11 protein-coding genes are annotated in these 13,679 nt (G+C 72.7%); 6 read left to right on the top strand and 5 right to left on the bottom strand.

The genetic code is table 11. The annotated features are described in order from the left end of the window. The 3 genes from ACRWND_RS28740 to ACRWND_RS28730 form a co-directional block, all read right to left on the bottom strand. On the bottom strand, positions 1-1,377 hold a 1,377-nt coding region (locus ACRWND_RS28740), incomplete at its 3' end, for a S8 family serine peptidase (RefSeq protein ID WP_431954540.1). 106 nt (positions 1,378-1,483) lie between these two features. Next, entirely contained in the window at positions 1,484-1,897 is a 414-nt protein-coding gene (locus ACRWND_RS28735) for a hypothetical protein (RefSeq protein ID WP_431954538.1), read from the bottom strand. Between the two features lie 43 nt (positions 1,898-1,940). Next, complete coding sequence (locus ACRWND_RS28730; RefSeq protein WP_431954536.1) at positions 1,941-2,591, bottom strand: TetR/AcrR family transcriptional regulator; 651 nt, start codon at positions 2,589-2,591, stop codon at positions 1,941-1,943. A gap of 109 nt (positions 2,592-2,700) precedes the next feature. Here ACRWND_RS28730 and ACRWND_RS28725 point away from each other — a divergent pair, with 109 nt between their 5' ends. Together ACRWND_RS28725 and ACRWND_RS28720 are read left to right on the top strand one after the other, a co-directional pair. After that, entirely contained in the window at positions 2,701-3,258 is a 558-nt protein-coding gene (locus ACRWND_RS28725; RefSeq protein WP_431954534.1) for an NAD(P)H-dependent oxidoreductase, read from the top strand. A gap of 502 nt (positions 3,259-3,760) precedes the next feature. Then, positions 3,761-4,699: an aminoglycoside phosphotransferase family protein gene (locus ACRWND_RS28720; RefSeq protein ID WP_431954532.1), complete on the top strand. Its 939-nt coding sequence runs from the start codon at positions 3,761-3,763 to the stop codon at positions 4,697-4,699. A 19-nt stretch (positions 4,700-4,718) separates the two neighbouring features. On the opposite strand, the gene ACRWND_RS28715 is transcribed toward ACRWND_RS28720, so the two are convergent. Further along, a complete protein-coding gene (locus ACRWND_RS28715) occupies positions 4,719-5,096 on the bottom strand; it encodes a VOC family protein (RefSeq protein WP_431954530.1) in 378 nt (125 codons plus the stop codon). Between the two features lie 225 nt (positions 5,097-5,321). After that, entirely contained in the window at positions 5,322-8,348 is a 3,027-nt protein-coding gene (locus ACRWND_RS28710) for a glycosyl hydrolase (protein ID WP_431954528.1), read from the bottom strand. Positions 8,349-9,161: 813 nt separating this feature from the next. On the opposite strand from ACRWND_RS28710, the gene ACRWND_RS28705 reads away from it, so the two are divergent. The 4 genes from ACRWND_RS28705 (at position 9,162) to ACRWND_RS28690 (ending at position 13,638) form a co-directional block, all read left to right on the top strand. Continuing rightward, positions 9,162-9,758, top strand: a complete 597-nt coding sequence (locus ACRWND_RS28705) for an MBL fold metallo-hydrolase (protein ID WP_431954526.1) — start codon at positions 9,162-9,164, stop codon at positions 9,756-9,758. A 475-nt stretch (positions 9,759-10,233) separates the two neighbouring features. Beyond that, positions 10,234-10,359 (top strand): GNAT family N-acetyltransferase, encoded by a 126-nt coding sequence (locus ACRWND_RS28700; RefSeq protein WP_431954524.1) that lies wholly within the window; start codon positions 10,234-10,236, stop codon positions 10,357-10,359. A gap of 117 nt (positions 10,360-10,476) precedes the next feature. Next, entirely contained in the window at positions 10,477-10,854 is a 378-nt protein-coding gene (locus ACRWND_RS28695; protein WP_431954522.1) for a signal peptidase I, read from the top strand. A gap of 429 nt (positions 10,855-11,283) precedes the next feature. After that, positions 11,284-13,638 carry a M4 family metallopeptidase gene (locus ACRWND_RS28690; RefSeq protein ID WP_431954520.1) on the top strand — a complete coding sequence of 785 codons (2,355 nt, stop codon included), beginning with the start codon at positions 11,284-11,286 and terminating at the stop codon, positions 13,636-13,638. The last annotated feature ends 41 nt before the right edge of the window (positions 13,639-13,679 follow it).

Genomic DNA, 13,679 nt, shown 5'->3' with positions numbered 1-13,679 from the left:
GATGGTGGCGTAGAGGCCGGTCCCGAAGGTAGCCCACCGCGAACGGGCGGCCAGGATGTCGACCCCGGGAGCGGTGATCTCCGGCTTGGCCGCGTCGTCCCGGAAGCGCGGGCCGCGGCTGGAGAAGTCGGCGATGGCGTCGGAGGAGTCGACGGCGCCGACGGTGAGCGCGGCGTCCGCGGCGCCGGGTGCGGCCACGGTGCCCTCGGAGGGGCCGTGGTTGCCGGCGGCTATGGTGAACAACGCGCCCGTTTCGGCGCTGAGTTCGTTGACCGCCTGGCTCATCGGGTCGGTGCCGTCGGAGGGCTGGTCGCTGCCGAGACTGAGGCTCACCACGCGGGCCTTGGCCTCACGCGCGGCCCACTCCATGCCGGCGATGATCCACGAGTCGGTGCCGCTGCCCGCGTTGCTGAGGACCTTGCCCACGTGCAGTCGCACGCCGGGGGCGACGCCCTTCTCCTTGCCGCCGGACGCGGCGCCGTTGCCGGCGATGGTGGACGCCACATGGGTGCCGTGGCCGTTGTGGTCCTCGATGTCCTCATCGGGGACGAAGCTGCGCGACTCGGTGACGACGCCCTGCAGGTCGGGGTGCCCGGGGTCGTAGCCGGTGTCGAGCACGGCGACATCCACGCCCTGGCCCGTCTCGCCCTTGGCCCACACCTCGGGGGCGCCGATCTGCGCGACGCTCTCGGCGAGTTGCGCCTTCACCTTCCCGTCGAGCCAGACCTTGCGTATACCTCCGGTCAGCACCGGTCCGCTCGCCGTGGCCCTGGCGGACGTCTGCGGGGCGTCCTCGCCGGTGAGGTCGGCCCAGAAATCCGCCGCCCGGTCGTGCTTCTGGGTGGTGGCGGTGCTGTCGATGCTGGTCAGCGCCCGCGCGCCGGTGGCCCCTTCGGGGAGGGAGGGCGCCGCGAGCTTCCGGTGGGCGTCGGAGGCGTAGGTCAGGATGACGGGCAGGCCCTGGGAACGGGCGTCGTCGTAGCCGTCGGCGATGAGCCGCGTGACGTTGAAGAGGTCGGTGTCGAGCAGCCCGGCCGCCACGTACCGCTCGGCGGCGAACGGGTAGACGTAGGTGTCGCCGTGCTGTGTGACGATGCGTGCGTCCGCGCGACGGCCGCCGGGGCCCTCCACCGTGACGGAGGCGCGGCCGTCGCCGCCCGGCGTCATGGTGACGCGGTCACCGGTGATGAGGGTGACCGTGCGCGGGGTGGAGGCCTTCGCGGCTCCGCCGGTCAGGACCACGTTCGCCGACGAGGCGGTGGCAGTGGCGTGGCCGCCGACGTGCTCTGCGGCAAACGTCGGTGGGATCGCCACCAGCGTCGCCGCGATACCCGCGACGATCGACAGGCCTGTTCGGCCCGGGAAGAGCGGTCTCAAAGGGGGGACCCTTCACATTGGATTCATCCGAGGTCCGCCGCATGCTAGCGAGTTGAACGATTCAGATGGGCCGGTGAGGGTGGCGGGTTCACGCCGCCTGTCGGGATCACGACAGAAAGTGGAGTCCTACCGCCAGTGCCGCGTACGGAACGGGGACGAACACCGTCGCGGCAAGCCACGGCCGTGCGCTGCGGCCCCGGGAGTGCGGCAGCAGCACATCGACGACGAGCACGGCCGTCAGAAGGAGGGCGCCGGTCAGGAAGAGCAGGATCATGACGGGGCCCGCGTGGTCCAGTGTGCCGTAGTCGCAGTCGCCGGAGAAGCCCGGCGCGTACGAGTCCGCCACGCTCCTGCAGTCCATCGGCAGATACTCCGTCAGCAGCCACCACGCGCAGGACAGGGGGAGCACCGCGGGCACTCCAATGGCGAGGTTCGCCCACATCCGGGGGTGCGCCCAAACCGGGCGCCTCGCAGCCGTCCCCGATGTGACGGCTTCCGCGTTGCCGGTGTGCGGTGTCATCGATGCCCCCCTGGTTTGTGCGGCGAGCGTACTCCGCGGCCCGCTATCGCTGGGTGGCGAGGCGGTCGACCAGGCCGCACCAGCCGGCCTCGAGTCGCTCGACGGGCATGCCCCGGGTTCTGAGCAGGTGTTGGATCAGCATGGTGTCGAGGAAGGCCTGCAGGGTGTGTCCGGTCAGCTCGACGTCGCCGGGCGCCCCCATCTGCCGCAGCAGCAGTGTCACGTGGGTGAGCCGGAGCTGGTAGGACGGTTCGAAGCGTTGGTTCTGGCGGCGCACGGCCATGTAGAGGTCGCGGTGGGCGTCTTCGTGGCGTATGACGGCGGGGCCGAAGGCGCGCAGCCGCTCCAGCGGCGGGGCGTCTGGTCCCAGGGGCGGCGGGCCGGTGAGGAAGGCCGCCTGGAGCTGCTGCTCGATGTGGTCGAGCAGGGAGAGCATCAGGCCCGTGCGGTCGCCGAAGCGGCGGAAGACCGTCCCCTTGCCCACCCCGGCCGCCACGGCGACGGCTTCCATGGTCACGTTCGCGATTCCGTGCGCTTCGGCGAGTTCGGCCGCCACGTCCAGCAGGCGCTGGCGGTTCCGCGCCGCGTCGGCGCGCAGCCGTGGGCGCTTGTTCGCCGGCGTGAGTGAGAGCTGCGCGCAGTCGGCGAAGACAGCGCTCACGGGGAGGGCGGCGGTACGCGGCGGCTCGGTCATGGGCACAGCCTAGCGCCGGGAGTGGAAGTGGACCGCGGTCCGTTTTGCTGGTACAAACATAACCGGACCGCGGTCCGCTTCAAGACGTCCACCAGCAGGGAGATCACCCATGACCGTCCGCATCCTCGGCCTCGTCGGCAGCCTCCGCGCCGGTTCGCACAACCGCCAGCTCGCGGAGGCTGCGGTGAAGCACGCCCCCGAGGGCGTCGACATCACGCTCTACGAGGGGCTGGCGGAGATCCCCTTCTACAACGAGGACCTCGACGTCGAGGGCGCGGCGCCCGAGGCGGCCGGCCGCCTGCGGACCGCCGCCGCCGCGGCCGACGCGCTGCTGCTCTTCTCGCCCGAGTACAACGGCACCATCCCGGCCGTCCTCAAGAACGCCATCGACTGGCTGTCCCGCCCGCGCGAAGTCGCTGTCATCGCGGGCAAGCCGGTCGCCGTGGTCGGCACCGCGTACGGCCAGTACGGCGGGGTGTGGGCGCAGGACGAGGCCCGCAAGGCCGCCGGCATCGCGGGCGCCTCCGTCCTCACGGACGTCAAGCTCTCCATTCCGGGCTCGGTGATCCGTTTCGCCGAGACCCACCCGGCCGACGACGCCGAGGTCGTCGAGGGCCTGATCAAGGTCATCCAGGAGCTCGCCCAGGCCGGCGCCGCGGCCGTCTGAGCCCCTTCGGCAAGGACCCCGCGGGCCGTGGCCCGCGGGGTCCCGCCGCTTTCCGCCCCGCCCCGGACGGGGCGGCCTGGTAGAGCAGCCGTGACCGAGGGGACAGGCGGCCACCGCCGCCGATGGGCGGGTGTGGACGGGACGGGCAGTCTGCGGGGGAGCCGTATGAACTGGCGAGACATCTTGTCGTCGACCGCTTGGTTGCTTTTGTGTCGCCGACCTGCTCGGAAACCCTCGCCCGTGGAACGATGCCCCGGTGCCTGCCTGCGGACCGCCGGAAGCGGACGGCCGCCCCGGCGGGGGGCCAGAGGGCTCACCGACGGTGCTCGCGGAGGGACGCCACCCGGACCGTGTGCTGCCGTGCCGTCAGAGCGACAGCGGGCGTGTCTGCACGGCGGCTGCGCGCGGGCGGCTCCCCGCTGATGCGCGCGGAGCCGGCCTCCCGCGGCGCACAGCCCGATAATCCGTTGCCCACGGTGACATGACGGGTGATCATCACCGGATGCTCACCACCCCACCCGACGGCCGTGCCGGCATCGACGCCTCACTGGTCGAACGCCTGCTCGCGGCGCAGTTTCCCCAGTGGGCCCACCTGCCCGTCACCCCGGTGGAGGCCGAGGGCTGGGACAACCGCACCTATCGCCTCGGCCACGCCATGACGGTCCGGCTCCCCACCGCAGAGGGCTACGTCCCCGCGGTCGCCAAGGAGGACGAGTGGCTGCCCCAGCTGGCGCCCTCGCTCCCCGTCGCCGTCCCGTCGGTCCTGGCGATGGGCGCCCCCGGCGAGGGCTACCCCTTCCCCTGGTCCGTACGCGGCTGGCTGCCGGGCGAGACGGCCGCCCCCGAACGCATCCCCGACCTGCCCCGCTTCGCCGCCGCCGTGGGCGAGTTCCTCCTCGCGCTCCAGGGCTGCGACCCGTCCGGCGGCCCGGCCGCCGGCCCGCACAGCTGGTACCGGGGCGCGTCGCCCGCCCACTACGACGAGGAGACCCGCCGCTGCCTGGAGGTCCTCGAAGGCCACGTCGACACCGCCCGCGCCCGCGCCGTCTGGGACGCCGCCCTGGCCGCCCGATGGCGCGGCCGGCCTGTCTGGTTCCACGGCGACGTCGCCTCCGGCAACCTCCTCGTGCGCGGCGGCGAACTCACCGCCGTCATCGACTTCGGCACCTCGGGCGTCGGCGATCCCGCCTGCGACCTGGTCATCGCCTGGACCATGTTCTCCGGAGACAGCCGTGAGGCGTTCCGCCGCACGGTCCGCCAGGACCCCGCCACCTGGTCCCGTGCCCGCGGCTGGGCCCTGTGGAAGTCCCTGCTGGTGCTCGCCGGCTCCCTCACCGCCGACCCGGCCCGTGCCGAGACCGAGCGGCGTGTCATCGCCGAAGTGCTGGGCGACCACGACCGGTTCGCGCGGGACGGCCACGACGGGGCGGGGCCGCGCTGAGCGCGGGAGCCGAGCCGGCTCAGTCCGAGCGCTCCGCCGCGCTGCGCTCGACGCAGAACTCGTTGCCCTCCGGGTCGGCGAGCACGACCCAGCCGGTTCCGTCGGGGCGGCGCCGGTCGTCGAGCTGCGTCGCACCGAGCGACAGCAGGCGTTCGACCTCCTCGTCGCGGGTGCGGTCCTGCGGCTGGATGTCGAGGTGCAGGCGGTTTTTGACGGTCTTGGCGTCCGGAACGGTCACGAAGAGCAGGCCGGGGCTGCCGTCGACCTCGATCAGCGCTTCCGCGTCGCCGGGCTTGTCGTCCTCGTGCAGCGGGCGGTCCAGGACGAGGGACCAGAAGCTCGCCAGGCGGTAGGCGTCGGAGCAGTCGATCGTGATGTGACGCATCGCGGAGGTCATGGGGCCGGATTCTCGCGCACGGCCGAGCACCGCGGCAACGCGATTGCGTCAGGGGTGCGGGGAGGCGTTCGCCGGCGGTGACAGCGGCATGCTGCTGCCACCGCCGCGCCGGGGCCGATCGCCGCTGCCGCGCCCGGCGTCGCCGCTTTCGGAGGGCGTCGAACCCCGTGCCCCCCGTCCCCCGCCGTGCGTACGGCGGGGGACGGGGGGGCGGGCGGGGGACCGTCAGTCCCGGCCCACCACTGCCTCGCCGTACGGGATCAGCCGGACGGGCCCGACGAGCCCGGTGCGCTGCGAGGCGGCGCCGCCGTACACGGACGGGTCGCTGACACGCAGCCGGTTGATCAGCGGTGTGGCCACCTCGACCTCGATCGTGTTGGCGCCCCGGCGCAGCAGCCCGCCGAGGTCCACCACGGGGTTGAGGTGGCTGGTGACGGGGGCCGGGCGCCCGTTGACGGTGACCCGGAAGGTGTCGGTGACCTCCCCGAGGTCGAGCAGGGCGCCGAAGCCGCCGCTCCAGGGCTCGTCGAGCTCGACCGTGGTGCGGTAGCGGCCGATGCCCGCGGCGTCGGCGAGCTCCGGGACGGCGTTCCACGGCGCCAGGGCGTCGAGGGCGACCCGGTGCCGCACGACGGTGGTGCGGTCCGGGTCGGCGCCGGGACGCCAGTCCTCGGCGTCAAGGATCCAGGAGGTGACCTCCCGCGGTGCGGGCACCTTGGCGACCACGGTGCGGACCGGACTCCCTTGCGACAGCGCAGTGGTGTAGGCGCCGGCCGCGCGGGCGCGCAGGACGAGCCGCCCGTCGTCGAAGCGCACGTCGTCCGCGTCCGTGGTGACCGCGTGCGTACGGCCGGGCTCGCCGTGGAAGCGTCCCGGCGGCGCGAAGGCCACGATCATCGACTCCGACGGCTGCAGGGCCACCCGGAAGGTGAACAGGTCGCCGTCCTGCTCGTACAGGCCCAGCGGCCGGGCCTCACCCGTCCACGGGTCCAGCAGATGGGGCACCGCGCCCGAGCGGGTGCGGCGCACCGTGACGGCGTGGTCGATCGCGGCGACAGGGGGCTTCACCGTCTCGGAGTGCTTGCCGTTGACGAGATAGAACCAGTCGACGCCCTCGTCGAAGCGGTGCATCGTGAGCAGCGTCGAGGGGACGGCGTAGCTCACGTCGGGCACCAGACCGAGGTCCGCGAGGGCCTCGCCCACCGCGGGCTTCTCGGTGACCTGCCGGACCCGCGGCTGCGCGAGCAGCTCGGCGACCAGGGAACGGAGCTGCTGCAGACGGGAGTCGTCCGACATACCGGTCGTCGTGACCGTCGTCCAGTCGCCGAGCAGGACGATCGGCAGCCCGGTCCGCGTCAGGCGCAGCAGGTGGCGTGCGTCCTCGAGGGTGAGGGTGATCGCCGAACCGGAGAAGAAGTCACCGTCGACGAACAGCGCGCGGTAGGCCGGGCCGTCGGGGGCCAGCCTGCCGTCGCGGACCTTCGCCGACGGAAGGTCCAGCAGCGGCCCGCTGACGAACTGGTGCGTCCAGCCGAGCGGCACGCCCGTCGAGGTGAACCAGGAGGCGCCGATCCCCGTCGCGGTGTAGCCGCTCTGCCGGAGGACCGCGACGTCGATCCGGGAGGTGCCGCGCTGCATGGCGTGGTGCACCCGGGACAGGTAGCCGGACACATCGCTGACGTGCCGCCAGGTCGGGTGCCGCGGACCCCAGGACTCGCCGTAGCCGACGGTGCCGTTGTAGGGGGTGAAGGCCGCGTAGCCGGGCCATTTCACCCCGGGCAGCGTGGCGTAGGAGAAGCCGTGCACGACTGTCTGATTGACGCCGGCAGCGTAGGCGCCGCCCATGGTGCCCAGGAACTTCTTCCACGTGGTGCTGTACGCGGAGCCGGTGTAGGCGCCCGCCTCGCAGGACAGCACCGAGTGGCCCGCCATGTCCCGGCCTCCGGCGAGGCAGCGGTAGTCGTCGAGGTTCTTGAAGCCCAGCGATTCGCCCTCGGGGATGTCCAGCAGCGCGGCCGACCTGATCGCGTCGGTCTGCAGTCCGTAGGGCTGGGCGCGCATCCCCAGGCCCAGCGCGTGCGCCCAGTCGCGCAGCGCCGTGAGGTGGTGGGTGTTGTAGAGGTCGCTGACGGTGTCCCAGAAGTCGTGGCGTATCTGCCGGGTCGCGACGGCGTCGTAGGCGTAGACCTGGTTGCCGCCGTTCATCGCGATCACCGGCAGGACGGGCAGCAGCGGGTAGCCGTTGCGCTTCTCGAAGGCGGCGGGCAGCCCGGGGGTCCAGGGCAGTGCCTTGGTCTCGATCTCCAGGGAATCCTCGAACAGGACGCCGCCGGCGGACCTGAGGAGCCCCCGGATCTCCTTGGTGAGCAGCTTGCGCTCCCAGAAGTCCGTGATGGCCCTGGTGCCGGCCGCGCTGAAGTGGTCGACGACGTAGGCGGTGGGCGAGGTGTGCGGGCCGCCCTCGGGGGTCTGCCCGGTGCCGCGCTGCCAGAGGGCGGTCAGCACCCAGTCGCCCTCGGCGGGCGCGGTCCAGTCGACCGTGTCGGCGGCGACGTGCGCGGTGAGGTCCTGGACGCTCGCGCGGTCCAGGCCGGTCTCCTTGCGGGTGGCGTTCTCGGGGGCGATCCGGGTGGCCAGCAGGGCCAGCAGCCGCTGCCGGGTGACCCCGGACGCGGGGGCGGCGGCGGGCGGCGGCACGGGGCCCGAGTAGGCCGTGCCGGCGGTCACCGTGACGGCGCCGAGGGCGAGTTCCTGCACCGCGGCCTCGCTGTCGGGGGTGATCCCGGGGACGGCCGCCGGCCAGCTCGGGCCGATCGTCAGGTCGATGGTGACGCCCCGCCGGCGGGCCTGCTCCAGGGCGGCGTGGACACCGGCCACCCAGGCGGGGCTGCCCCAGCCGTGGTGCTCGGTGTCCAGGACGGCGGTGTCCTTCACGCTGTGGTGGACGGCCGCGATCTCGGCCCCGCCGAACCCGGCGTCGGCGATCTGGTCCACTTCGCGGCGGATCTCGTCGGGGTCGACCAGACCGTCCGGCCACCACCAGCGGAACTTGGGACGCACCGCGCTGCCCGGCTCGGCGAACGCGCCGGCCGCACCCCCCGCGCCCGCCACCCCGCTCCCCGTCCGCGCCTCGGCGGCGGCAGCGGGCAGTGCGGGGGCCAGGGCCACCGCGGTGCCCGCGACGGCGGTGGCGATGAGGAGGCTTCGGCGGGAGACCCCGCCGCCCTCGGGGCGGTTGCTGTCGTCGTGCATGGTTCCGTAGCTCCCGGAGTGAGAGGTGGAGGTGCCTGTCATCCCGGAGTGATCAGTGCCGAGATGCAACGCGGTGATGTGCTGAGCCCAATGTATTGAACCGTTTCAATCCATGCGGAGGCTACATCGGGGTCCCTGGCGGGGGCAAGGTCCCGGCGGGTACGAACCTCGACGGGCGTGGTGGGGGCGGTGGCGGGCGGTATCCGTGACGCCGGGGTGGATCGCCGGCGGTTCGCGCCGGAGCATCGCGGTGGGTGCGGGCCACGAGATGAGAACGTTTCAGAAGGCGGCTCGCGGCCGCCTCACCCGGCGCACGGGCCGCCGGCCGGCTGTGCCAGGCCGACACGCCGCCGCACGGGTCCGTGGCGGGGCGCTGCCAACCGAGCTGTCCACGCCGGCGTTCTCGGAGGGCGAGGCGGCGACCCTCGGTGGCCCTTGGCCGACGGCGTCGAAGGCGAGCCTTGCGAACCGCTCGCGCTGCCGGCTCCGTCCAGCCGCTCCAGGGCCGCCGAGACCTCGGGAACCTGCGCGGCGCCGACATGGCGGACGGTGTGGTGGTCACCGCTCATGGAGCGGTCCAGCCCAGGATGGCGTGCGGCAAGGGGAACTCGACTCCGTTGACGGCGTGTTCCCCGATCTCCTCGACGACAAGGGGCCGGCGCGTTGTCGTCCTCGCGGGCCGGGACGTGCGCGGAGGCGGTGTCGTCCAGGGCGGGGAGAACTGCGCGCCGTTGCGCCCTCCCGCAGGGGGTTCGGACGCGGTGCGGTGTGATCCCACCATGCGCTCCGGCACCTCGCGTTACAGTCGGGGCCATGCGGATCACGAAGTACACCCACGCCTGCGTTCGCGTCGAGCATGAGGGGCGCGTGCTCGTCATCGACCCCGGGGAATGGAGCGAGCCGGCCGCGCTGGACGGGGCTGACGCCGTACTGGTCACGCACGAGCACAGCGACCACGTCGACGTGCTCCGCCTGGCCGGGCTCGGCGTCCCGGTCCACGCCCCCGCCGGGGCGGACATCCCGCGGCTGGAGTCGGTCCGGGTCGCCGCCGGCACGGAGTTCACCGCCGCCGGCTTCCGTGTGCGCGCGGTGGGCGGCCGCCACGCGCTCATCCACGCCGGGCGGCCCGACTGCGTGAACCTGGGTTACGTCATCGACGACGCCCTCTACCATCCCGGTGACGCGCTGCACGTGCCCGCGCAGCCGGTCGACACGCTCATGGTGCCGCTCCAGGCGTCCTGGCTGAAGACGACCGAGGTGATCGACTTCGTCAACGCCGTCGCGCCGCGGCGGGCGTTCGGTGTCCACGACGGCCAGTGCAACGAGTTCGGCCTCGACAGCGTCAACGGCTGGCTCGCGGAACAGACCGACCACGGCTACCGGTATCTCCGACCCGGCGAATCGCTCTGACCCCGCCGCACGCGCTCATTCGCCCATCTCCCGCGGGGGAACGCCGTTCGCCGGGAAGCGGTTCCGCGGGGCCGGCCGTACGACGATCGCGCGAGGGCTGACGACACCTTCCTCGCTCACGGTCCCCGGGCGGGCCATCCGCCGGATCACCGTCCGGGACCACGAGGAGATCGGCGCGCTCGCCCGGGCGAGCGGCGTACTGGACGGGCCCTGGGTGCTCAGGTGGGAGCACACCCCGGAGTCTTCTCCGCCTACGTCGAGCGCTTCGACCACCCGACGTACGAGGGTTTCGGCTCTGCCTCCGCGGGACGGGCGCCGTCGTCCGCGCGGTCAACATCGACGACATCGTCAGGGGCACCATTCAGAGTGGTGCGCTGGGCTGTGCCGCCTACGCGTCGACCACCGGCCGCGGCTACCTGGCGGAGGGGCTGCGGCTCGTGATGGCATACGCCGTCGGCGACCTCGGTCTGCACGGGTGGAGGCCGACATCCCGCCCGCCGACGTCGCGTCGATCAGACTGGTGGAGCGGCTGGGCTTCGAGCGCGAGGGGTACTCCCCGCGCTTCCCGTACCTCGACGGCGCGTGGCGGGGCCACGAATGATGGGCCGTCACGGCCGAGATGGTGCTCGGCGAACCCGGTGAGGACGGCTGAGGAGGGTCGGCGCGGGCGTCCTGCCGGGCCGTCGGGACGGCCGGAGTGCGGTGTTAGCGTCCCCTCATGGACGACAGCGTGTACGTGGGCAATGCCGGTCAGGACGCACCGCTCGACAGGGGGTGGCTGCTGGGGCACTTCAAGGAGGCGGGCGACCCCCGGCACAGTGACGCCGTGGAGATCAAGTGGGGCCTCCACCCGGCGGGGGAGGAGCGCGGGGAGTGGGTACGGGGCGAGGAGCGGACGGCCCTGCAGATTCTCATCAGCGGCCGGTTCCGGGTCGAGTTCCCCGGGCAATCGGTGGTACTGGCCCGCCAGGGCGACTACGTGGTGTGGGGCAAGGGCGTGGACCACTCGTGGGTGGCGGAGGAGGACTCGACGGTGCTGACCGTCCGCTGGCCGTCCGTCGCGGGGTACGCCGTCCCGGCCGCCCAGGACGCGTAGCACGCGCCTCGTCCACCCGCGGCCGCTGGCTCGAATGCCTCGCCTCCGACACCGTATTGAGCCACCCGGTGTCGATGGTGACCCCGTCAGGCCCGTACCGATCAGGGGAAAGGCTCCCAGACCCGTATCTTCCGGGCCGGACGGGGTGTCCGCTTCCGTGGCGTGATCTATTCGCCCCCTGGTGCCACTTCGCGGCCTCGGATCATGAACTGACAGGTGGCGAGGGCGGGTTGGAACCGATCCATGGTGAGGCGCCGAACCGACTTTCGGACATTGGTCTCCGCAGTGGTGACAGGGAACAGGCAGGCTGACACGATCCAGCACGTCGCGCGAGCATCACTCGCACGTCACCTTGCCGAGGCCTCCAGGCCGGCGATGTCCCCTTCCCCCAGCGGCCGTTCGAACGGTCGGGTATAAGGAGCTGTACGAGTGACGAACCATCCCGCCGCCACGGGCGCCGCTTCCCCGCCGAACCCCCCTCCCGCCCGCCGCGTGCGCGGCCGTGTGGCGGCGACCGCCGCCGTCACCCTGGCCGCCCTGCTGACCCCCCTCCTGCCGGCCACCGGTGCCGTCGCCGCGGCCGAGAGTGACGGGACGGCCCCGCGCAGGATCGCGGCGGAGTCCCGGCCCGGGGCGCGCGCGGCCACCCTTTCCCCCGTACAGCGGGAGCGCTTGCTCGAGGCGGCGTCCGAGCGGCGGGCCACCACCGCCCGGGACCTCCACCTGGGCGGCGAGGAGGCGCTGATACCCAAGGACGTCATCAAGGACGCCGACGGCACGGTGCACACGCGCTACGAGCGCACCTACGCCGGACTGCCCGTCATCGGCGGCGACCTGGTCGTCCATGAGCGGGCGGACGGCCGCACCGTCAGCAAGGCGTCGCAGGCGCCCCTCGAGGTGCCCGGCACGAAGGCGGCGGTCAGCGCCGCCGAGGCGAAGAAGTCCGCCCTGGCCGCGGCCGGAAGGGAGGGGACCGGGACCCCGGCCGCGGACGGCGCCCCCCGCCTGGTCGTCTTCCTCGGCGACGGCAAGCCGACCCTCGCGTGGCAGTCGTACGTCACCGGCACACAGAAGGACGGGACCCCGAGCCGGCTGAACGTCGTCAACGACGCCGCGACCGGCAAGCAGCTCCAGAGCATGGAGGAGATCCGCTCCGGCGTCGGCAACAGCCAGTACAGCGGGCAGGTGCAGATCGGCACCGTCTTCAACAACGGCGTCTACGAGCTGACCGACCCGGAGCGCGGCGGGCACAGGACCCACGACCTGACCGGCGTCGGCGGCAACGGCAGGCTGGTCACCGGCGACGACGACGTCTGGGGCGACGGCACCCTCGCCGACCGCCAGACCGCCGCTGTGGACGCGGCCTACGGCCAGCGCGAGACCTGGGACTTCTACAAGGAGCGCTTCGGCCGCAACGGCATCGCTGACAACGGTGTCGGAGCCATCTCCCGGGTGCACTACGGCGACAACTTCGCCAACGCCTTCTGGGACGACGGCTGCTTCTGCATGACGTACGGCGACGGCCGCGGCAACGAGCACCCGCTCACCGAACTCGACATCGCCGCCCACGAGATGACGCACGGCGTCACCTACGCCACCGCCAACCTCACCTACCTCGGAGAGTCCGGCGGCCTCAACGAGGCGACCAGCGACATCATGGCCACGGCCGTGGAGTTCTTCGCGGACAACCCCGCCGACGTCCCCGACTACACGCTGGGCGAGCTCGCCGACGTCCGCGGCACCGGCAAGCCGCTGCGTCACATGGACCAGCCCTCCAAGGACGCCGACCCGGTCAAGGGCACGTCGCTGGACTACTGGACCCCCGACCTGAAGAAGGAGGACGTCCACCACAGCTCCGGCCCGGCGAACCACTTCTTCTACCTCCTCTCCGAGGGCAGCGGGAAGAAGACGATCAACGGCGTCGCCTACGACAGCCCGACCTACGACGGCCTGCCGGTCGCGCCCATCGGCCTGCCCAACGCCACCGACATCTGGTACCGGGCCCTGACCACGTACATGACGAGCAGCACCGACTACGCCGGTGCCCGCGCGGCCACCCTCCAGGCGGCCGCCGACCTGTTCGGGCAGGGCAGCGAGACCTACGAGGCCGTCGGCAACGCCTGGGCCGCCGTGAACGTCGGCGCCCGCTTCGTCAACCACATCGCCGTGACGGCGCCCTCCACCCGCCCCGTGGCCGTCGGGCAGCCGACGACCCGTCAGGTCGAGGCGGTGGGCTCGGTCCCCGGGCGCCTGGCCTACTCAGCGCACGGGCTGCCCAAGGGCCTGTCCATCGACGCGCGCACCGGCCTGATCAGCGGCACGCCGAAGAAGGCCGGCGCGTACAAGACGGCCGTCACCGTCGAGAACACCGCCCAGCACAAGGCCAAGCGCACGGTGCGCTTCGAGTGGCCCGTCCTGGCCTCCGGCGGCGGTTTCTTCGTCAACCCGGCCCGCTACGACATCCCCAACTGGCAGACGATCGAGTCCCCGCTGATCGTGACCGGCCGCAAGGGCAACGCGCCCAGCGACCTCAAGGTGACCATCGACCTCGTCCACCCCTGGGTCGGCGGCCAGGTCGTCACCCTGGTCAGTGAGAACGGGACGGAGATCCCGGTCAAGCCCTGGTACTGGGACACCGGCGAGGGCGAGGTGCACGCCACCTACACCGTGGACGCCTCGGCGGTCCCCGCCAACGGCACGTGGAAGCTGCGGGTCACGGACAACACCCCCGGCATCTTCACAGTCGACCCCGGCTACCTCGACCGCTGGAGCCTGACCTTCTGACCCCTCCCCGGGGGGGGGGGGGGGGGGGGGGGGGGGGGGGG

Origin of the sequence: Actinacidiphila sp. bgisy167 (assembly GCF_965342175.1) — a bacterium.
GTDB lineage: Bacteria > Actinomycetota > Actinomycetes > Streptomycetales > Streptomycetaceae > Actinacidiphila.
This window is presented reverse-complemented; position numbering and strand designations above follow the sequence as displayed.

Coding starts and splice junctions, on each gene's coding strand:
- ACRWND_RS28725 (WP_431954534.1), top strand. CDS start 2,701: ATGACCGTCCGCATCCTCGGCCTCGTCGGCAGCCTCCGCGCCGGTTCG.
- ACRWND_RS28710 (WP_431954528.1), bottom strand. CDS start 8,348: ATGCACGACGACAGCAACCGCCCCGAGGGCGGCGGGGTCTCCCGCCGA.
- ACRWND_RS28705 (WP_431954526.1), top strand. CDS start 9,162: ATGCGGATCACGAAGTACACCCACGCCTGCGTTCGCGTCGAGCATGAG.
- ACRWND_RS28715 (WP_431954530.1), bottom strand. CDS start 5,096: ATGACCTCCGCGATGCGTCACATCACGATCGACTGCTCCGACGCCTAC.
- ACRWND_RS28720 (WP_431954532.1), top strand. CDS start 3,761: ATGCTCACCACCCCACCCGACGGCCGTGCCGGCATCGACGCCTCACTG.
- ACRWND_RS28735 (WP_431954538.1), bottom strand. CDS start 1,897: ATGACACCGCACACCGGCAACGCGGAAGCCGTCACATCGGGGACGGCT.
- ACRWND_RS28730 (WP_431954536.1), bottom strand. CDS start 2,591: ATGACCGAGCCGCCGCGTACCGCCGCCCTCCCCGTGAGCGCTGTCTTC.
- ACRWND_RS28695 (WP_431954522.1), top strand. CDS start 10,477: ATGGACGACAGCGTGTACGTGGGCAATGCCGGTCAGGACGCACCGCTC.